Raw genomic sequence first — 19,670 nt, 5'->3', positions numbered from 1 at the left:
CATGCCGCTCCCGGGCTACCCCGCACCGGAGGACCCGAGACCCGGCCGTGCGTCACCCGAATGAGGGCCTTACCGGGAGTTGCGGAAACCTCTCCCGGTGGTGTCGATCTCCGGGTAACTTCGATCACGACTGCGGACGGACTGGGGGTCGTGCGATGACGTTGGTGCGGATGCCACTGGAGGACGGCGGCGAGCTGGTCGTCGAGTCCGCTGACGGCGCGGGGTCGATCCCGGTCGGCAGCGGCAGCCGCGTGGTGCAGGCGTCGGAGACCGTGCAGAAGGCGATGGGCAACATCCGGTCCGCCGCCGAAGCGGTGCTCGGCGAGCTGCGCGCGATGGAGCAGCCGCCGGCGAAGGTGAACGTGCAGTTCGGCATCAAGGTGACCGGTGAGGCGAGCCTGGCGGTGGCCAAGTCCGCGGGCGAGGCGAACTTCAACGTCACCATCGAGTGGACCGGCGTCGACAAGTCCTGATGACCGGTCCGGCGGTCGGTCCGCTCGGCCCCGCCCTCGTCCGGGTGCGCGCTGGCGAGCGCGTCCTGGGGGCGGGGTTCCGGGTCGCCCCGGACGTGGTCGCCCCCTGCGCCCACGTCGTCGACGGCGCCGCGGACCTGGTCGCGGACTCCCCGCTGCTGGGCACCCGCGGGCACGCCGTCGAGGTGCTGGAGCAGGACGAGGCGCTGGACGTCGCCCTGCTGCGCCTGGCCGAGCCGCCACCGGGGGCGCTGCCCGCTCCCGCGCGCATCTCGGGTGACGTCGCCGACCACCGCTTCCGCACCGTCGGCTTCCCGCACGACGTGCCCGACGGTGTCCGGGTGACCGGTCGGCTGCTCGGCGCGCAGGGTGCCGGTCTCGTCCCGATGGCGGTCGACCCCGGCCTCTGGCACGTCGACCCCGGCTTCAGCGGCGCCCCGGTGTGGGACGAGGCGCTGGCCGGGGTGGTGGGCAGGCGGCCGGTGCGAGCACCGAGCGTCCGTGCCAGGCGGGAGGGGTGACGTGACGGCGTCCGACCTCACCGCGGCCGAGCCGCTGGCGGCCTCGCTGGTGCGCTTGGTCGCGGGCGGGTCGCTGCTGGGCACGGGTTTCGTGCTGCCCGGTGATCGCGTGGCCACGTGCGCGCACGTCGTGGAGGGGTTCGACGGCGTCACCGCGGAGTTCCCGCTGGTGGACGGCAGCTCCAGTGCGGTGGAGGTCGACTCGCTCGACACCGACCAGGACATCGCGGTGCTGCGCCTGCTCGACCCGCCCGCCGGCACCCGCCCGGCCCCGGTGCGGCTCGAACGGTCGCTCCTCGACCACCGGTTCCGGGTGCTCGGGTGCACGCCCGCGCACCCGGAGGGTGTGTGGGTGAGCGGCGTGCTCGCGGGGACGCAGGGCGGGAACCGGGTGCAGATGTCGGTCGACGCCCACCACGAGCAGATCGTGCAGGGGTTCAGCGGCGCCCCCGTGTGGGACAGGGAGCTGGGCGGCGTCGTCGGCATGGTCGTCACCAGGTCGGGCAGCAACGAGGCGACCGCGCACCTGCTGCCGATCGCGGTGTTGCGCGAGTGGGTGGACTCCGACCACAACCCGTACCGCGGGCTGGAGACGTTCCGGGAGTCCGACGCGGACCGCTTCCACGGCCGTGACGCCGAGGTCGCCGAACTGCTGGAGGTGCTGGAACGGCAGCGGATGGTCGCCATCTCGGGGCCGTCGGGCAGTGGGAAGTCCTCGCTGGTGCGGGCGGGTCTCATCCCCCGTCTCCGGCAGGCCGGGACCGAGGTCGTGGAGCCGGGCGAGGACGAGTCGCTGCCCACCCGCGGGGTGCTGTTCCTCGACCAGTTCGAGGAAGAGGTGGTCGCCGACCGCACGGCCGCGCGCGCGAAGCTCGAACGGATCGTCCAGCACATCGCGGAGCACCCGTTGCGAGTGGTGCTCACGCTCCGGTCGCGGTCGCTGGACGAGCTGGTCACCCCGGACACCGCGCAGCAGCTCGGGCAGGCGGTGTGGCTGCTCAAGCCGATGCGCCCGGAGCAGCTGCGGCAGGCGATCGAGGTCCCGGCCGAGCGCGCCGGCCTGGCGTTCGAGGCCGGGTTGCCCGAGGCGATCGTGCACGACTGCCCGCCCGGTCAACTGGCGCTGCTGTCGACGGTGCTCGACCAGCTCTGGCAGAACCGGCACGGCGTCTGGCTGACCCACGAGGCCTACCAGGAGCTCGGCCGGGTCACCGGCGCGCTCGCCCACCGCGCCGACGACGTCCTCGACGGTCTGGGCACCGAAGGGCTCCGCAGAGCCCGGAGACTCCTCACCAGCCTGACCCGCCCCGACGGCGACACCGGGCACGTCCGACGCAGCGTGCTGTGGGCGGACCTGGAACCCGAACTGCGGGAACTCGCCTCGGAGTTCGCCGGGCAACGCCTGGTCGTCGTCCACGACGGCCGTGTCGAACTCCCCCACCAAGCACTCATCGACCACTGGCCCACCCTGCGCAGCTGGCTCGACGACGACGCCGACTTCCTCGCCTGGCAAGCCAAGCTCCACGACCTCAAGAACTCCGGCGCCCAGCTCACCGGCCCCCTGCTCGCCGAAGCCACCACCTGGGTGGCCCGCCGCAACAGCGACGTCCCCGAGTCCCTCCGCGACTACATCCACACCGCCGAACGAACCCACCGCCGCACCCAACGCCGCTGGCGCACCACCACCGCCGTCGTCAGCGTCCTCGCCCTGGTCTCGGCAGTGCTCACCGGCGTCGTCCTCACCAACAACCTGGAACTGGACGGCCGGCTCCGGCAGATCAACGCCGGGCGGCTCGTGCAGGAAGCCGACCGGGCCGGCGAGAACAACCCGTCACAGGCCCTGCAGCTGGCGCTGGCCGCGTGGCGCGAGGACCCCGACAGCGCACAGGCGTGGGGCGCGTTGTTCCAGCAGCGGCTGTACTGGAGCGGGGTCGATCGACTCGCTTCGCACCCGTCGCTGGTGGACGTCGACGAGATGGTCGCCAGCTCCGACGGCCAGGTCGTGGCCGTGAAACCGCGGAGCGCCGACCGGGACGTGACCGTGTGGTGGGGCCTGTTCGGGCCCGCGCCCCGGCACGCGGAGATCCCGACGAACGTCGACACCCTCGTCGCCCTGCGGCAGGACGGGACGATGCTGGCGACCGAGGACGACGAGCACGGCGTGCGAGTGTGGGACCTCGACCACCCGGAGGAACCCGTCATCTCGGATCCACGGATCGGCGCGTGGGAGCTGCGGTTCAGCGCCAACGGCAGGTTCCTCATGGCCATGGACGGCGAGAACGCCGCGATCGTGCTCTGGGACCTCGACGACCCGACCGCCCCGCCCGTCCAGCACCCGTGGTCCGACCCGACGTTCGACGAGTCCTACCCGGGACCGGACGGCCGCTCACTGGTGACGACGGAGGAGGTGGAGGCACCGGACGGGTACACCGAGCACGTCGCCGTGGTGCGCGATCTCGCGTCAGGTGCCGAGCTGCGCAGGTCTCCGGGAGCCGTGATCAGTTCGTTCGGCCTGGTGGACGGTGGGACCAAGGCCGCCGTCTGCGCCGGTGGTGCGCTCACGATCCACGACCTGTTCTCCGGGGAGGTGAGCGGGCCGTACTCGACCGACCCCGCCGTGCTGGTCGAGCCGTACAGCAACTACGAGGAGTGCAGCTTCTCGGTCGACGCGAGCGGGCAGTACCTGCTGTTCGGGTCTGCGGTCATGCGGTGGCGCACCGGGACCTGGCTCAGCACCGACAGCACCGTCCCCACCGTGGACACCATCAGCGGTGACCCGCACACGCTCGTCCGGGACGCCGGTGGCCCGCTCGACGTCATCTTCCTGCGCAACGACGCGGTGCAGCTGCGGACGGTCCCGACCAGCCCTCCGCTGAGCCCGCGCAGGCAGGTGAACAGCACGACGACCGCCCGGGCACCGGGTGGTCAGCTCTGGGCCACGTACGTGCACGGTCCGAGCGGCACGCCTGAGGACCACGGGCGCAGATCGCGCTGATCGACGCCCAGGGCAGGATCCTGCAGCACGTTCCCTGCCCGAACTACCCGCACGCCCTGGCCTTCGACGCGACCGGTGAGCACGTCATCGTCGTGGACGGCTACGACCTGCGGATCTACCGCACCGCGGGACTGGTGCTGGAGCACGAGGCCCGGTTGCCCGCTCCTGGATGGGAGGCTGACGAGGGCCGCACCGTGGGAGAGGCGTCCGTGACGTCCGCGCCGGACGGAACCCTGCTCATCAGCCACCGCGGGCTGCTGTCGTCGTGGGACCCGTGGACGGGCGTGCAGACAGCACCGCCGCTACCGCTGGTCGATCCGGGGGTGCACGTCGTCTTCGGCCCGGAGGTCGTCCTGCGACCGGGCCACGACCAGGTCCTGGTGAACCACGACGGAGTCGAGGTCTGGGACCTCCGGGCCAGGAAGCGCGTGCACCGCTTCGAGATCCGCACGCTGGAACCGCCCGTGGTGTCCCCGGACGGCAGAGTGGCCGCGGTGGCCGACATGGACGACACCGCGATCTCCCTCTTCGACTTGACCACGATGGAGCCACTGCCACCGCTCACCGCGGTCGACCAGGACCCCATCGGGATGATGGGCGACTACCTGTTCGCCAGGGGGGAATCGGAGCTGTACGTCTGGCAGTGGCGCGAGCGCGTCCAGGTGACGTCCTTGGACCTGCACAACAACTGGCAGCCGCAGTCGATCGAGGAGGACGGCTTCGTCCTCGACGACCGTCCGCTCCACCGGGAGCTGGTCCCGTACGACCCGCAGGTGTGGTTCGACGACCTGTGCCGGATCTCGGACCGGGAGTACACGCCGCAGGAGAAGGCGCTGTTGGAGCGCCTCGGCGTGGACGACACCCCGCCCTGCCGGTGAACTCCCGCTCACCGACCCGGTTCGGCGCGGACGGACCAGGGGAAACCCGGTCCCAGGCGGAGGTCGACGGGACACGGCGAGTGCTCGTCGACGTCCCACGCGAGGCGGTGGCGACCCACGTACTCCTCCGCCGGCGGCTCCCGCCGCGCGTCCTGGTCCGCGACTCCCGTGGAACGGGGACGTGCGATCCCACCGGGGATCGCGGACGAGGCGCGTTCGGCGGTGATGGCGTCGCGGAGCTGCCAGACCATGACCGTGCCCGGGCCCGCGCCCGCGTGCTGGCCGTTGCCGCCGCGGATCGGCACCACCAGGACGCCGAGCACCGCTGAGGACACGAGGAAGAGCGCGAGGTAGGTGTTCGGCTCCAGCGCGAGGTCGACCAGCGTCACCGCGCACCTCCGTCGGCCGCGTCGCGCCGGGACCGCGCTTCGTCCCAGCAGTCCGAGCAGGTCGGGGCGAGCCAGTCGAGCTCCGTCGGCGCGCCGACGGTGATGGTCAGCCCGCACAGGGTGTTCCGCGCCTGCCCCGGATGCGGTGGCCGGTCGGGTTCCAAGCCGTGCCGGAACCCCTCGGCGGGACGCCAGTACGCGATCAACTCCTGCGGCCGGAAGATGTCGGACACGGTGCCTCCCAACGGAAAGACGGAGGGGAAGGCGGTGGCCCAGGCCCGAGGTCGGGGAGGGGGACGACCAGGACCACCGCCGAGCAGTGACCGTCGGTGTTGATATCGTCACTGCCTGTCGCGACCATATGGCACGGCTTGTTAATTAAACAGGTGCGTCCGCCGATCGAGTTCGATCTCGTGCCTGCAGAACGCCCGGAAGGAGCAACATGGCACCGGTCTCCCCCACCGTTGCAGCGTGGGCACTCGGCCTGCGAGTACGTGACAAGCGCGAAGAAGCAGGCCTCAGCGGAGCTGCCGCCGCCAAGCGCATCGGCATCGCAGCGGCGTACCTCTCCGATGTCGAGCGCGGCAAGAAGAACCTGTCAGCTGACCGACTCGAGGTCTTGATCGAGGTTTACGACTTCCACGAAGACGAAGCGGAAGAGCTACGCAGCCTCAGGGAGCAGGCGACGCGTCGCGGCTGGTGGAACAAGTACACCGCGATCTTCAGCACCGAGCTGCTGCGGTTCTTCGGCTTCGAGCACGGTGCCGACTCCATCCACACCTACGACAGCGACCTGGTGAACGGACTTCTCCAGACCGAAGACTACGCGCGAGCGATCATCGAGAGCGGAAGTCCGAACGTGCGGCTCGCAGAGGTCGATCGACGTGTTGCCGCCCGCCTCACCAGGCAGAAGCGGCTCACCGACGATCCCCCGCTCCACATCGTCTCGATCATGAGCGAGGCTGCGCTCCGCCAACAGATCGGTGGCCCACGAGTTCTCGCGGGTCAACTCATGCACTTGGAGCGGATGATCGAGACCATGCCGGAGTCGCTGTCGCTCCAGATCGTGCCGTTCGAAGCCACAGGCCACCACGCGATGGGCGGATCGAGCTTCCACCTCATGTCGTTCCCGAGCGGCCAACTGCCGACGCTCTTGTGGCAAGAGACGGTCACGTCCACGCAGCTGATCTCCGACCAGATCACGGTCCGCGAGTACAGCCTCGCGCACGCCGAAGCGACCAAGTGCGCACTGAGTCGGGAGGATTCGTTGCAGCTGATCCGCGATGCCTACAAGCGCCTGTAGCCGCACCGTAAGGTGACGACATGCAACATGCCCGCTCGACCGACGTGGAGCTGACGGGTTGGCGCAAGTCCAGCTTCAGTGCAACCAACTCATCATGCGTCGAAGTCGCGGTCACCCCCGACGTCGTCGGGGTGCGCGACAGCAAGGACCGTGCCGGCGGGACCCTCGTCTTCAGCCGGTCGCAGTGGAGCGGCTTCCTCTCCGCTCTCCGGGAACGCGCCACAGCAGGGTGAAGCGCCAGAACAGACGGCGCTGCAACACCGCTCCGGGCATGACCTCCGCGGCTGCCGCGCAGACCTCCCGCAGCGTGCTCGTCGGGTCCTTGACCGGCATCCCCTCGTCGTGCGGCTTGCCGGCCCGGCCGCGCGCCGCCTTGTACGCGCCGACCACGGCGTTCGCCGGGAGCGTCACCGCGTCCAGGGTGAAGTCCACGGCCGTCTCCTTGCGGTAGTGGCCGACGACGGCGAGCGTCCCGCCCGGTCGCACGAGCTCGGCGAGCCTGCACAGCGCCGGGCGCAGCGGCATGTGGTGCAGGCTGGAGACGGCCGTCACCACGTCGTAGCCCTCGGGCGCCAACGGGAGCTCGGGGTCCAGCACGTCCCCGCACAGCCACCGGACGCCGTCCGCCTCCGACGCGCTGCGGGCGCGTTCGACCATCTCGGCCGAGAGGTCCACCGCGTCGACGTGGTCGACCCGCTCCGCGAGCTGCCGGGCGAACGCACCGGTCCCGCACCCGACGTCGAGCGCACGGGCGCTGCGCGGCGGCACCTGGCGCAGCAACCACGGGTGGTAGTGGGCGTTGTGGTCCCACAGCAGGGCCTTCGGCAGTGCGATCACCCGAACCTCCGGTCAGCCGCCCGAGCCTGTGCGGCTCCGATTCTGCCGCGACCACCGGCCTCGGACGGCGCAGTACGACCAGAACGGCGAGACGTTCTTCAACCCTCCGAGTAGAGGTCGGGGTTGTCGGACAGCGCGGCCACCATCGCGGCGCGCGAACCCACGCCGAGCTTGGTGAAGATCCGCCGCAAGTGGGCCGACACCGTGTAGAGGCTGATCTCCAGGACCGCCGCGATGGCGCGGTTGGTGTAGCCCAGGCCCACCATCCGCGCGATCTCCCGCTCGCGCGGGCTGAGCAGTTCGTCGACCTTCGGCGCGACCGGCACGAGCATGCAACGCACGCCGAGCTCGGTGACGTCCAGCAGCGGCTTCCGCACACCGCGGTGCGGGCCCGCGATCTCGCCGACCCGCCGCACCAACGCCCGGACGAGGTGCTGCACCAGCTCGTCCGCGTGCGGATCCGGCCCCTGCCAGGTGGGTTCGGGCTCCCCCCGGGCGACGCGCGGGACCGCAGTCGTAGCCGCTTCCTTCGCCATACCACCGGCCTCCCCAGAAAACCGTCAGGCGGACTCGCGCCACTTCCACCGTGGCCCGCGCCCCCACAGCGGGCCGGAGCAGCGTCGCCGCGATCGACTACAGCAAATCCGACATCGTTCATCTGCGCATCGTCGATTCGTGTGACACGCATCTTGTCTAATGCATCAGAGCGCTACGCGAAGATGTGACTACCACCCGAACGTCCTCTTGCGCTGCACTGACCGCACGCGCTCACCGACGACCGGACGACCACCCCGCCGGCGCGGTGCAGGACAGGAGGACCGAACCATGAGTCGCTATCCAGCGGTCGACGGGGAGCTGGAAGACGAGCTGGCCCGCGAGCTTGAGGACGAACTGGAAGACGAGTTCGAGTTCGAGGACGAGGACGAGTTCGAAGACGAACTGGAGGACGAGTTCGAAGACGAGCTCGAGGACGAACTCGAAGGCATCCTCCAAGAGCTGGAGGACGAGTTCGAGGACGAAGACGAGTTCGAGGACGAGTTCGAAGACGAAGACGAGTACGAGGACGAAGACGAGCTGGAGGACGAGTTCGAGCAGCTCGTCCGCGAGCTGGAAGCGGAGTTCGAGGACGAGTACGAGGGCTTCTCCAACCCGGTCAACCGCGTCTACCCCGACGCGGAGATGATGGCCAAGCTCGCCTTCGAGGCCGAGGCCGCCGAGTCCGAGGCCGAAGTCGAGGGCATCCTCGGGGCGCTCGCGCCGCTCGCGCTGAAGGCCGCGCCGAAGATCGCCAAGAAGGTGGCGCCCAAGCTCATCCGGGGCGTCAAGAGCATCGGCAAGAAGCTGTGGCGCAGCAAGACGACCCGCCGCGCCGTCCGCCAGGTCCCGAAGATCGCCGGCCGCACGGCGCGGGACATGGCCCGCCGCTACGCGCGGGGGCAGCGCGTCACCGGCAGGCACGTGGCGCGATCGCTGGCCGGGCACGCCGCCAACGCCCTGAGCCGCAGCAGCGCCGTGCGCGGGCGCCGCCGTCGGCCGACCAAGCGCCGCGGTGCCGCTCCGAAGAACCGTCGTCCCGCCGCCCGCCGGACGGCGCAGAAGCGGAGGTCACGCGGCGCCAAGGGGCGGGCCAAGGCCGGCAAGCGGAGGAGAGGCCGTGCCCGCCGCCGCCGTTGAGCTGCGGTCGGCGAGGGGTCGCCGGACCCGGCCGGTGGACCGCGGAACTGCGCGCTTGCTGGCGACCTGGTCCCGTACCCAGGCCATCAGCAGCGAACGTCACCTCAGCGCGCTCCGCCCGTTCAGCTGGTCGGAGTTCGGCGATCCCGCCACGGGGCCCAGCCGGGCGCACCTGGTCGCGGTCAACGAGACCATGGCCACGCTCCGGGAACCGCTGCACCGAGCCGTCCGCGAGCTGCACCGGATCACCGAGCGCGCTGCCCGGCGACCGGACCCGCAGCGGATGCAGGAGGTGCTGCGGGCGAAGTCCCGGACGTACCGCTTGGTCCGCGAGACCGAGCGGTTGTGGGACTTCTACCTGGAGCTGTTCAACCAGCGGCAGAGCGCGTTCGCCCCGTGGCTGGTGGCCGCGGACCGCATCGCGCTCGACTGCTACCAGTACGCCTACCTCGGGATCGGGCGGTGGCGCTCGATCCCGACCCCACCGCCGTTCTGCTACCTGGAACCCAGCCACGGGCCGGCGACCTCCCGCCGCGGCATCCCGCTGCAGCGGCTGAGCAACCGGATCAACCCGTTCCCGCTGATCCAGCTGCCGTTCCACCGGCTGGTCAACCCGTGGACCCTCGGCGCCGTGCTGCACGAGGTCAGCCACAACCTGCAGAACGACCTGGGGCTGGCCAAGGCGGTGCCGATGCAGGTCGCGGCCCAGCTGACCGAACTCGGCCTGCCGCCCGCGATCGTGTCGCAGTGGGTGCGGTGGAACCGCGAGACCTTCGCCGACCTGGCCGGGCTGCTGCTGGGCGGGCCGATGGTGGTGGGCTCGCTGTTCGACGTCATCGCGCGGGACCCCCGCCTGGCGGCGAAGTTCAAGCCGTCCGACCCGCACCCGGCGCCGTACGTGCGGGGCAAGCTGTCCATCGAACTGCTGCGGCGGATGGGGTTCACCCGCCGGGCCGAGCAGCACGAGCGGGCCTGGCACGCGATGTTCCCGCGACCGAAGCTCATCGGGGCACCGCCCGCGCTGCTGGCCACGGCGGACGAGGCGGTGCCCGCCGTGGTGCAGGCGATGTGCTTCACCTCCTACCCCTCGCTGGGTGACCGCAAGCTCGCCCAGGTGCTGCGGTTCGAGCACAAGGAACAGCGGATGGTCGAGGAGCTCGCGGAACGGCTCGCCGACGGTGTCGCGCCCGGCGTCGCTCCCGAGCGGTTCCTCATCGGGGCGGTGCGGCACGCGCTGGAGCAGCGCATGGCACCGCCGAAGCGCCTGGCGCGCTTCTTCGTGGAGGAGCTGGGGAGGCGGGCGCGGTGACCTTGCGCGACGAGTTCCCGGTGCTGGCCCGCAAGGTCCGGCAGCTCGCGGCCGCGTGGCGCGCGCTGGAGGTGACCGTGGTGCAGGACCGGCCGAGCGGGGACCGCCCGGCGGTGTCCGACCGGCTGGCCGAGGTGACCACCGACGGTGCCGCGGACCTGCAACGGGCGCTGCGCGCGGTGCGCGGGCGCCCGGACGCGGACGCCCTGCACACCACGGCGCTCGCGCTGCTGCGCACCCAGCGGCGGCTCGACGACGAGTTCCGCTGTCTCCGCGCGGCCGGGGAGCTCGCGCGGGGAGTGCAGGGGCGCGGACCGGAGTGGCTCGGGTGGGCCCGCAGCGTCCGGTCCGGTGTGGACGGATGCGTGGAATCGTTGCGCAGCACGGAGAACACCATGCTGCGGTGTTGGCGTGAGACCGCTGAACTCGCGACGCGGTTCGGCATCGAGGAAGGCAGCGAGGGCAGGCGATGACCATCAACGACGACCGCCCCAGCACGGGCGAGGACAGGGGCGCCGCGCTCCCGCCGGCGCAGGACATCGACAGCGCCTACCCCCTGGTCCACCGGCACGTCCCACCGTGCCCGCCGTGGTGGGCGCACCCCGGCAAGCTGGCCAACAAGGCCATCAGCGACGTGCTCGGGTGGAAGTGGCGCGACGGCGACACCAAGGGCTTCACCGCGGCGCTGACCGGCAGCTTCGAGCTCACGCGCGTCGAGGGGCACACCGAGGCGACGTGGACGCCGCGCGGGTACGCGGTGCAGGCCGACCTCGGTGCGGTCACCGGTGGGCAGGCCTCGCTGGCCGCCCGCGCGCGCAGCGCCATCAAGGACGCCACCCAGCTCCTGGACTCGCTGCGACCGCTGCGGCCGGGCGCCGACCCGGAGAACGGGGAAGGCATCCGCCGCCTGGTCCGCCACGACCTGGAGGAGATCCGCAAGGAGTTGGAGAGCGCCCTGCTGCGGGTGCCGCGGGTCGACCAGCTCTTCCTGCTGCTGCTCGGCACCCCGTCGTCGGCGGTGGACGCCGACCGGGTGCGCGGCCACCTCGGGCAGCTGCGCGACGAGTTCGGGCTCGTCGGCGGCCTGGTCAACACCATCGAGGAAGAGCGGATCCAGACCTCGTTCATCACGCTCGTCGACTGGGTGCTCTCGCTGTACCGGGGGTGGCTGGACTCGCGGGACCGCATCGACCCGTTCGCGCAGCCGGAGACCGGGCAGCCGCCGTTCTTCGGGCCGGCCGTGGTGGCGCTGTCGCAGCTGCTGTCGGCGACCGCGGTGCAGGTCGAGGAGCTCGTCGCGGCGCTGAGCTCGGTGAGCGTCCACCGCGGCGACCGCGAGGTGCTGCGCATCCCCGACCCCGAGGGCGGCTCGATGTCGCTGGGCGGTCTGCTGCGCTGGGTGCACGACTTCGCCTGCTTCGAGGGCCGCACGCTCATCGAATCGGCGGGCAAGGACGGCGTGGACAGCGCGTTCCTGCAGGTGGCCGTGCGGTTGGAGCGGCTGGTCGGGAACCTGCCGCGGCGCGGCGACGGCAGCACCGAGGACGCGCCCGGCAACTACCGGGCCACGCTGCCTGCCGGGTTCTTCAGCTCCCGCGTGCAGCGGGCCATCGACGAGCTGCACGACCACCTGCAGGAGGTCGTGCGCGTCGCCCGCCCGATCCGGCACGGCGCGAAGCTCGACGACCCGACCGGTCCGCCGGCGATCACGCCGCCGCCGGACCAGACGCCCGCACCACCGCCGGGCTCCGGCCAGGCTCCCGCGCCACCCCCGGGGTCGGCCCCCGCGCCCCCACCGGACCCGGGGTCGGCCCCCGCGACACCACCGACGCCCGCGCCGGCGGAGCAGGGCGCTGCGTCGCCCAGGACCACGGCGAAGCAGCGGACCCGCAAGCCGCGTCCCGAGCCCAAGCCCGCACCGCGGCCGGAATAGCGGTCCGCCCGCGCCCCGCACGGAGGAATGATGGCCACCGAAAAGCAGTACCGGGAGCTGTTCGACCGGGTCGCCGCGCTGCGCAGGCAGGTCGCCGGCAACCTGTCGAACGAGCTCGGCAGCAACCCGCAGGTCGGCGAGGCCCTGCTGAAGCAGATCGACGACATGCTCTTCGCCGTCGAGGCCGAGGACCAGAGCGGACCACGACCACCCGACGGCGGCCTGGCGCAGTTGGTCGGCATCGGCGGCGAGTCGGCCAGCGACATGGGCGCGACCCGCATGCCGCACGGCATCGAGAACTACGACGAGACCATCGCGTCCGAGCGCCTGCTCGCCGTCGCCGACGTGTACTACCTGTACCAGCACGAACGCATGGGCATGTTCCGCGTCGTGCAGAAGCTCCGGGAGCTGTTCGAGCGCGGCGCCATCCGGTTGTTCGACGGCGAGGGCGCGTTCGGGCTCTACCGCTTCGACCGCCGGGACGTGCTGCGCTACACCAGGCGGGACCGGCTCAACGCCTACCGGAGGGTGCTCGGCTACGGGCGCGGCCTGGGATCGGGCCACTCGCGGCCGAACACCGACTTCCACCGGCTGTTCACCCAGTTCAACAACCAGGTCGCGCTGTTCTGGCGGGACAAGCGGGTCTCCGACGTCATCCGGGAGCGCGCGCACGACCCGTCCTTCGGCAGCATGGCGGTGGTCCGGCGCAGCGGCCTGGACCTGCGCAACAACCTGAAGTTCACCTCCTACGGCCACCTGAACGTGCTGCGCGTGGAGGTCATGCAGCTGCTGGACGAGTGCTTCCGCATCCTCAACGCCGAGGACGTGAAGGACCTGTTCGGCGCGGCCAACGCGTGGGACGTGATGGACGAGGTGCTGGTCCGCTACTTCAACCAGCCGATCGTCTCCTCGCCCCGCCAGCGGATGGCGGTCACCGGCCGGAAGGTGCTGCGCTGGCTGGCCGCGCCGCACATCCTGGAGACCACCCGCTCGGAGTTCGAGGCGCTGCTGCTGGAGATCGCCGAGCCGGCGGAGGAGTGGCTCACCTCGGCGGAGTCGCTGCGCCTGGCCGACCGCAGCAGCTCCAAGCGTCTGCTGCCGTGGGACCGCCAGCAGACGGCCGGGGTCACCACCCCGCACCGCGGCGACCGCCGCGTCGTCCGCCGCCGCCCGGTGTCGGCCCGCCGGCCCCGGAGGTAGCGGTCCGTCCTCGGAGCCCGTGAGCACCGGTCTCGGCGTGCTCACGGGCTTCTCGCGTCTCCGGAGCACTGGGCCGAACGAGTGGTCTCCTGGCGTTCTCCCCCTGTGGGCCCTCCGCCCGGAGCACCATCGCGCCGCACGGAACACGCAGGCCCACGTGGTCGTTCCTCGTGCATCCGCGCAACCCGCGACCAGCCCCGGGCGTCTCTCTTCGAAACACGACGGCCGACCAGGTCTCGCACGACAGCGACCATGGGGGTTCGACACCGTGCCGAAAGTCTCCACGCCGAAGACACCTCTGCCGCCGCGGTTCTACTGGGCGCTGCTGGCCTTCCTGTGCCTGTTCGGGTTCACCGCATGGCTGCTGCACATCGACGCAGGCGCGGAGATCGCCGGCGTGCTGAGCCTCGCCGTCAGCGTCATCGCCCTGGTCGGGACCCCCACCGGAAGCCGGTCCATGATGACCGGCGCACTGGTCACCGCAGCGGTGCTGGTGGGGGTGGTCGCCGGCGGCTTCTTCCTCCACACCGAGTTCGGCAGCGTGGACGTGACCGGGAAGGTGGTCTTCGCGGGAGCACCCGAGAACCAGCCCCGGTTGCTCGACGGGGAGGAAGTCCCGTTCACCATCACCACCGACGAGCCGCGCGCGAACCTGGAGATCACCTTCGAGATCGTCGACGCGCCCGAGAGCGTCGACTTCCAGGACTGCGCCACCGACCCCATGACGAAGGTCGACCTGGAAGTCGGCCGTTCCAGCGCAGAAGACATGAGATCGGGCGAGAGCCGGACCGTGCCCGTGCACGAGACCGCTGAGATCGAAGGTTCGGTCGTGATGCACGCCCCGGAGGGATGCCGGATGCAACTGAACGTGGTCGAAGCGGAGTTGCAGAGTTGACGAGGATGCAGATGAAGGCGAGGACTGTCGCACTGGCGTCCGTGCTCCTGCTGCTGGCGGGCTGCAGTGATCGATCGGACCTGTTCCCCGATGCTGAGTTCATCAACGTCGCCACGAAGGTCGACCAACCGGGCCTCGCCTCGTTCAGGGGCGGCGACACCAGCATCCCGCAGGGGTTCGAAGTCAACATCGCGAACGAGCTGTCGCGCGAGTTCGACAGGAAGGTGAGGTTCCTGCCGATCACGTCCGCGATCCGGGAGGCCCAACTGCGCAGCGGTCAGGCCAACGTGGTGGTGGCCAGCTACTCGATGACCAAGACCCGCAAGGACGAGTTCGACATGGTCGGCCCGTACCTGCTCTCGAACACCGGAGTCATGGTCCGGTCCGACTCGACCATCACCTCCCGGAAGCAGATCTCCGCCTCGGACGTCTGCACGGCGAGCAGCACGACCACGGCGGAGTTGATCGAGGCCGACATGGGAGGTGAGCCCCAGACCGAGCCGGGCTTCGAGAAGTGCACGGAGCGGCTCGCCGCGGCCGACGAGGTGCAGGCGGTGATCACGGACCGGATCATCCTCGAAGGCCTCGCCGCGGAAGCGGACGGGAAGTACCGGATCCTCGACGACAAGTTCGGGTCCGACGGCAAGTACGCCATCGCGATGAAGAAGCGCCACCCGGAGGAGTGCGAGCGGATCGAGGAATGGCTCAAGGACTACGTGCAGAGCCCGCAGTGGACGGAGGACTTCAGGACGTACTTCCCCGACGTGGAGGACATCGACGAGTACCGCCCCAACCCGGCCCAGGTCGAAGCCGACTCCCAGTGCACCGAGTGACCGGCCGTCCGTGACGGGGGTCGTGAGTGCGGAAGCCGGTTCCAGCCGGTCTGCGCACTCACGACCCCCGTCGCTGTGATCCGGCGCACTGGCGGTTGACCTTGCCACTGGTGTCACGCCGTAGCGTGGCTGGTGGAGCCGAACGCAGGACCGGGAGCCGCTCGTGACCCACTACGCCGTCCACCGCAACGGGAAGCCGGCCACCGTCGAGGACCTGGCGCCGCTCGCCTTCGGGCCGTACGCGCACATGACCGCGATGCAGGTGCGGGACGGCCGGGTGCGCGGCCTCGACCTGCACCTGGAGCGGGTGCGGACCGCCTCGCTGGCGATGTACGGCCAGGCGCTGCCCGACGAGCAGGTGCGCTCCTGCCTGCGCGCGGCCGTCGACGCCTCGCCCGCCGACCACGCGCTCATGGCCAACGTCTACGAGAACGGCGACACCCTCGACGTCCTGGTGCGCACCTCGCCGCCCAAGTCCGGCCCCGCCGGGCCGCTGTCGCTGATGACGGTCGAGCACGAGCGGGTCCTGCCGGAGCTCAAGCACGTCGGCGACGTGGTCAAGACCTACTACCCCCGGCAGGCCGTGGCGCGGGGCTTCGACGACGCGGCCTTCGTCGACCGGCAGGGGCGCTTCAGCGAGGCCTCGATCTACAACCTCGCCTTCTGGGACGGCGAAGCCGTGGTGTGGCCCGAGGGCCCGATGCTGGTCGGGACCATGATGGGCGTCGTCCGCAGGCAGCTGGACCGCCTCGGCGCGCCGCAGCGCACCGCGGAGGTCCGGCCCGCCGACCTGCCGGGGCTGGCCGGAGCGGTGGTGCTGAACTCCCGGACCCCGGGCGTCGCGGTGCACCGCATCGACGACACGCCCGTGCCGGTGGCGCCGGACTTCGTGGACCTGCTGCACCACGCGCACGCGGCCGAACCGCCCGTCGCGCCGTGACCCCGGTGGCGTGATCACTCCAAGCCCGGCACCGGGCGGGGTGCGCCGCTTAGACTCCGGGCATGGCACAGTCGCCGACTCCGTCCGAGCTCGCCGACGCGGTCCGGGACGACCGGTCGCTGCGGCGGTTCCTGCACGGCCTGCCCGGTGTCGACCAGGTCGGGCTCGAGCAGCGCGCCGCCGGGCTCGCGACGCGGAGCATCAAGAAGGACGCCAAGCGCTGGGCGATCGACACCGCGATCTCGATGGTCGACCTGACCACGCTGGAAGGCGCGGACACCGAGGGCAAGGTCCGCACCCTGTGCGCCAAGGCCCGCCGCCCCGACCCCGAGCGGCCGGACACCCCGCCGGTCGCCGCCGTGTGCGTGTACTCCGACCTGGTCGCCACCGCGGTGCGGGAGCTGCAGGGCACCGGCATCCGCGTCGCCTCCGTCGCCACCGCGTTCCCGTCCGGGCGCGCGGCGCGACCGGTCAAGCTCGCCGACGTCGAGCACGCGGTGGCCGCCGGGGCGCACGAGATCGACATGGTGATCGACCGCGGCGCGTTCCTGGCCGGCCGCTACGCGCAGGTCTTCGAGGAGATCCAGGCCGTCAAGGCCGCCTGCGGCCGCGCGCACCTCAAGGTGATCCTGGAGACCGGTGAGCTCGCCACCTACGACAACGTGCGGCGGGCGTCCTGGCTCGCGCTGCTGGCCGGCGGTGACTTCATCAAGACCTCCACGGGCAAGGTCTCGCCGGCCGCGACCCTCCCCGTGACGCACCTGATGCTGCAGGCGGTCCGGGACTGGCGCGACGCCACCGGGCAGCTGCGCGGCGTCAAGCCGGCCGGCGGGATCCGCACCACCAAGGACGCGATCCGCTACCTGGTGGCGGTGCACGAGGTCGCCGGGCCGGAGTGGCTCACCCCGGAGCTGTTCCGCTTCGGCGCCTCCAGCCTGCTCAACGACCTGCTGATGCAGCGGCGCACCCAGCTCGACGGCCACTACAGCGGCCCCGACCACGTGGCGGTGGACTGATGATCGAAAGCCCCTGGGAGTACGCGCCCGCCCCCGAGTCGCGGGACATCGCGAACCTCAAGCCCAGCTACCAGATGTTCGTCGACGGCGAGTTCGTCGACGGCGGCGGGGAACCGCTCAAGAGCGTCAACCCGGCCACCGAGGAGGTGCTCGCCGAGGTCGCCAGCGCCGACGAGTCCGATGTGGACAAGGCGGTGCGGGCGGCGCGGCGCGCCTTCGACGACACCTGGTCGACGATGCCCGGCACCGAGCGGGCCAAGTACCTGTTCCGCATCGCCCGGCTGGTCCAGGAGCGCGGCCGTGAGCTCGCGGTGCTGGAGACGCTGGACAACGGCAAGCCCATCAAGGAGTCGCGGGACGCCGACATCCCGACCGCCGCGGCGCACTTCTTCCACCACGCGGGCTGGGCCGACAAGCTCGCCCACGCCGGGTACGGCCCGGACCCGCGCCCGCTCGGCGTCGCCGGGCAGGTCATCCCGTGGAACTTCCCGCTGCTCATGCTGGCCTGGAAGATCGCGCCCGCGCTGGCCTGCGGCAACACCGTGGTGCTCAAGCCCGCCGAGACCACGCCGCTCAGCGCCCTGGTGTTCGCCGAGATCTGCCAGCAGGCCGGGCTGCCGCCGGGCGTGGTCAACATCCTGCCCGGCGCCGGGGACGTCGGTGCCGCGCTGGTCGCGCACCCCGGCATCGACAAGGTCGCGTTCACCGGGTCGACCGAGGTGGGCAAGCAGATCCAGCGCACCGTGGCGGGTTCGGGCAAGAAGCTCACCCTGGAGCTGGGTGGCAAGGCCGCCAACATCGTGTTCGACGACGCGCCGCTGGACCAGGCCGTCGAGGGCATCGTCAACGGCATCTTCTTCAACCAGGGCCACGTGTGCTGCGCGGGCTCTCGGCTGCTGGTGCAGGAGTCGATCGCCGAGGAACTGCTGGAGAAGCTGCGGGCGCGGGTGCGGACCCTGCGCGTCGGCGACCCGCTGGACAAGAACACCGACGTCGGGGCCATCAACTCCGCCGAGCAGCTCGCCAAGATCACCGAGCTCGCGGACAGCGGGGACGCCGAGGGCGCGCAGCGGTGGACCAGCCCGTGCCCGCTGCCGGACCGCGGGTTCTTCTTCGCCCCCACCGTGTTCTCCGGCGTGCACCAGTCGATGCGCATCGCGCGGGAGGAGATCTTCGGCCCGGTGCTGTCGGTGCTGACCTTCCGCACCCCGGCAGAAGCCATCGCCAAGGCCAACAACACCCCGTACGGGCTGTCGGCCGGGATCTGGACCGAGAAGGGGTCCCGCATCCTGTGGGCGGCCCAGCAGCTGCGGGCCGGGGTGGTGTGGGCCAACACCTTCAACCGCTTCGACCCGACCGCCCCGTTCGGCGGCTACCAGGAGTCCGGGTTCGGCCGGGAGGGCGGCCGGTCCGGTTTGGAGGCGTACCTCGATGTCTGACACCCGCACCCCGGAGCGGCTGGCCGTGGCCAAGACCTACAAGCTCTACATCGGCGGGAAGTTCCCGCGCTCGGAGTCCGGCCGGGTCTACCCGGTGCACAGCGCGGAGGGGAAGTTCCTGGCCAACGCCGCGCACGCCTCCCGCAAGGACGTCCGCGACGCGGTCGCCGCGGCCCGCAAGGCGTTCCCCGGCTGGGCCGGGGCGACGGCCTACAACCGCGGCCAGGTGCTGTTCCGGATCGCCGAGGTGATGGAGGGGCGGCGCGAGCAGTTCGCCACCGAGGTCGCCGCCGCCGAAGGCCTGCACCGCAAGCAGGCCCGCGCCGTCGTGGGCGCGGCGATCGACCGCGTGGTCTGGTACGCGGGCTGGACGGACAAGATCGCCACGGTGCTCGGCGCGGCGAACCCGGTGGCCGGGCCGTACTTCTCGTTCAGCGTCCCGGAACCGACCGGCGTGGTCGCTGTGCTCGCGCCGCAGCAGTCCTCGCTGCTCGGGCTGGTCAGCGTGGTGGCCCCGGTGCTCGCGGCCGGCAACACCTGCGTGGTGGTGTCCAGCGCGGAGCGCCCGCTGCCCGCGGTGACCCTGTCTGAGGTGCTGGCCACCTCGGACGTGCCCGGTGGCGTGGTCAACGTCCTGACCGGGCGCGCCGAGGAGCTCGGCCCGTGGCTGGCCTCGCACGCCGACGTCAACGCCCTGGACCCGACCGGCGCTCCGGAGGACCTGCGCGCCGAGCTGGCCCGCGCGGCGGCGGACACGGTGAAGCGGGTGCTGCCGGTGCGCGGCGAGCGCGAGCCGGACTGGACCCGCGAGCCGGACATCCAGCGCCTCCGCGCCTTCACCGAGGTCAAGACCGTCTGGCACCCCATCGGCACCTGACGGCCAGCCTCCCCGGGAGGTGACGACCAGCCCGGAGGTGACGCTGCGGGGAACGGCACGGGGCGAGGCCGTGGGCGGACAGCGGGACGACGCCGTGTCCGGAACCCGTGCCCGTCCCGCAGCAGCTGGAGCAGCTGCACCGACCCCGGCGGTCGAAC

Annotated in this window: 21 protein-coding genes; 17 read left to right on the top strand and 4 right to left on the bottom strand. The window is 71.5% G+C overall.

Going from position 1 to position 19,670, the window contains the following annotated elements:
• Positions 1 to 155 precede the first annotated feature (155 nt).
• From HNR68_RS06900 to HNR68_RS06885, 4 genes are all read left to right on the top strand, one after another.
• Positions 156 to 473, top strand: a complete 318-nt coding sequence (locus HNR68_RS06900) for a CU044_2847 family protein (protein WP_179718744.1) — start codon at positions 156 to 158, stop codon at positions 471 to 473.
• On the top strand, positions 473 to 994 hold the full coding sequence (locus HNR68_RS06895; protein WP_179718742.1) for a trypsin-like peptidase domain-containing protein: 522 nt from the start codon (positions 473 to 475) through the stop codon (positions 992 to 994). Before HNR68_RS06900 ends, HNR68_RS06895 begins: the two co-directional genes overlap by 1 nt.
• A 1-nt stretch (position 995) precedes the next feature.
• On the top strand, positions 996 to 3,989 hold the full coding sequence (locus HNR68_RS06890) for an nSTAND1 domain-containing NTPase (RefSeq protein ID WP_179718739.1): 2,994 nt from the start codon (positions 996 to 998) through the stop codon (positions 3,987 to 3,989).
• A 92-nt stretch (positions 3,990 to 4,081) separates the two neighbouring features.
• Entirely contained in the window at positions 4,082 to 4,867 is a 786-nt protein-coding gene (locus HNR68_RS06885; RefSeq protein WP_179718737.1) for a WD40 repeat domain-containing protein, read from the top strand.
• Positions 4,868 to 4,875: 8 nt separating this feature from the next.
• Here HNR68_RS06885 and HNR68_RS06880 read toward each other — a convergent pair whose 3' ends face one another.
• Entirely contained in the window at positions 4,876 to 5,256 is a 381-nt protein-coding gene (locus HNR68_RS06880; protein WP_179718735.1) for a hypothetical protein, read from the bottom strand.
• On the bottom strand, positions 5,253 to 5,489 hold the full coding sequence (locus HNR68_RS06875) for an HC3 family zinc finger protein (RefSeq protein WP_179718733.1): 237 nt from the start codon (positions 5,487 to 5,489) through the stop codon (positions 5,253 to 5,255). Before HNR68_RS06875 ends, HNR68_RS06880 begins: the two co-directional genes overlap by 4 nt.
• Before the next feature lie 209 nt (positions 5,490 to 5,698).
• On the opposite strand from HNR68_RS06875, the gene HNR68_RS06870 reads away from it, so the two are divergent.
• Together HNR68_RS06870 and HNR68_RS06865 are read left to right on the top strand one after the other, a co-directional pair.
• Positions 5,699 to 6,559 carry a helix-turn-helix domain-containing protein gene (locus tag HNR68_RS06870; RefSeq protein WP_179718731.1) on the top strand — a complete coding sequence of 287 codons (861 nt, stop codon included), beginning with the start codon at positions 5,699 to 5,701 and terminating at the stop codon, positions 6,557 to 6,559.
• 20 nt (positions 6,560 to 6,579) lie between these two features.
• Positions 6,580 to 6,792 (top strand): DUF397 domain-containing protein, encoded by a 213-nt coding sequence (locus tag HNR68_RS06865; RefSeq protein WP_179718729.1) that lies wholly within the window; start codon positions 6,580 to 6,582, stop codon positions 6,790 to 6,792.
• Here HNR68_RS06865 and HNR68_RS06860 read toward each other — a convergent pair.
• On the bottom strand, positions 6,731 to 7,396 hold the full coding sequence (locus HNR68_RS06860) for a methyltransferase domain-containing protein (RefSeq protein WP_179718727.1): 666 nt from the start codon (positions 7,394 to 7,396) through the stop codon (positions 6,731 to 6,733). The two genes, HNR68_RS06865 and HNR68_RS06860, sit on opposite strands and share 62 nt — an antisense overlap.
• 98 nt (positions 7,397 to 7,494) lie before the next feature.
• Positions 7,495 to 7,932 carry a helix-turn-helix transcriptional regulator gene (locus HNR68_RS06855; protein WP_179718725.1) on the bottom strand — a complete coding sequence of 146 codons (438 nt, stop codon included), beginning with the start codon at positions 7,930 to 7,932 and terminating at the stop codon, positions 7,495 to 7,497.
• A 289-nt stretch (positions 7,933 to 8,221) separates the two neighbouring features.
• Between HNR68_RS06855 and HNR68_RS06850 the strand changes: the two genes are divergently transcribed.
• The 11 genes from HNR68_RS06850 (at position 8,222) to HNR68_RS06800 (ending at position 19,512) form a co-directional block, all read left to right on the top strand.
• The gene (locus HNR68_RS06850; RefSeq protein ID WP_179718723.1) at positions 8,222 to 9,070 is read left to right on the top strand and encodes a hypothetical protein; all 849 of its coding nucleotides are present in this window, start codon (positions 8,222 to 8,224) and stop codon (positions 9,068 to 9,070) included.
• A gap of 34 nt (positions 9,071 to 9,104) precedes the next feature.
• Positions 9,105 to 10,379, top strand: a complete 1,275-nt coding sequence (locus HNR68_RS06845) for a hypothetical protein (protein WP_343049979.1) — start codon at positions 9,105 to 9,107, stop codon at positions 10,377 to 10,379.
• A complete protein-coding gene (locus HNR68_RS06840; RefSeq protein WP_179718721.1) occupies positions 10,376 to 10,852 on the top strand; it encodes a hypothetical protein in 477 nt (158 codons plus the stop codon). Before HNR68_RS06845 ends, HNR68_RS06840 begins: the two co-directional genes overlap by 4 nt.
• Complete coding sequence (locus HNR68_RS06835) at positions 10,849 to 12,312, top strand: hypothetical protein (protein WP_179718719.1); 1,464 nt, start codon at positions 10,849 to 10,851, stop codon at positions 12,310 to 12,312. The genes HNR68_RS06840 and HNR68_RS06835 overlap by 4 nt, the downstream gene beginning before the upstream one ends.
• 27 nt (positions 12,313 to 12,339) lie before the next feature.
• Positions 12,340 to 13,512 carry a hypothetical protein gene (locus tag HNR68_RS06830; RefSeq protein ID WP_246330405.1) on the top strand — a complete coding sequence of 391 codons (1,173 nt, stop codon included), beginning with the start codon at positions 12,340 to 12,342 and terminating at the stop codon, positions 13,510 to 13,512.
• 268 nt (positions 13,513 to 13,780) lie between these two features.
• Complete coding sequence (locus tag HNR68_RS06825) at positions 13,781 to 14,407, top strand: hypothetical protein (RefSeq protein ID WP_179718715.1); 627 nt, start codon at positions 13,781 to 13,783, stop codon at positions 14,405 to 14,407.
• An 11-nt stretch (positions 14,408 to 14,418) separates the two neighbouring features.
• Entirely contained in the window at positions 14,419 to 15,240 is an 822-nt protein-coding gene (locus tag HNR68_RS06820) for a transporter substrate-binding domain-containing protein (protein ID WP_179718713.1), read from the top strand.
• Between the two features lie 163 nt (positions 15,241 to 15,403).
• Positions 15,404 to 16,180, top strand: coding sequence for an aminotransferase class IV (locus HNR68_RS06815; RefSeq protein WP_179718711.1), 777 nt, complete (start codon positions 15,404 to 15,406; stop codon positions 16,178 to 16,180).
• Positions 16,181 to 16,242: 62 nt separating this feature from the next.
• The gene (gene deoC / locus HNR68_RS06810) at positions 16,243 to 17,196 is read left to right on the top strand and encodes a deoxyribose-phosphate aldolase (RefSeq protein ID WP_179718709.1); all 954 of its coding nucleotides are present in this window, start codon (positions 16,243 to 16,245) and stop codon (positions 17,194 to 17,196) included.
• Positions 17,196 to 18,635: an aldehyde dehydrogenase family protein gene (locus HNR68_RS06805; RefSeq protein WP_179718707.1), complete on the top strand. Its 1,440-nt coding sequence runs from the start codon at positions 17,196 to 17,198 to the stop codon at positions 18,633 to 18,635. Before deoC ends, HNR68_RS06805 begins: the two co-directional genes overlap by 1 nt.
• Positions 18,628 to 19,512 (top strand): aldehyde dehydrogenase family protein, encoded by an 885-nt coding sequence (locus HNR68_RS06800; RefSeq protein ID WP_179718705.1) that lies wholly within the window; start codon positions 18,628 to 18,630, stop codon positions 19,510 to 19,512. The genes HNR68_RS06805 and HNR68_RS06800 overlap by 8 nt, the downstream gene beginning before the upstream one ends.
• Positions 19,513 to 19,670 lie beyond the last annotated feature (158 nt).

The organism is Saccharopolyspora hordei, assembly GCF_013410345.1.
Lineage (GTDB): Bacteria > Actinomycetota > Actinomycetes > Mycobacteriales > Pseudonocardiaceae > Saccharopolyspora > Saccharopolyspora hordei.
Note: the sequence above shows the minus strand (reverse complement) of the source record. Positions and strands in the feature narration are given on the sequence as shown.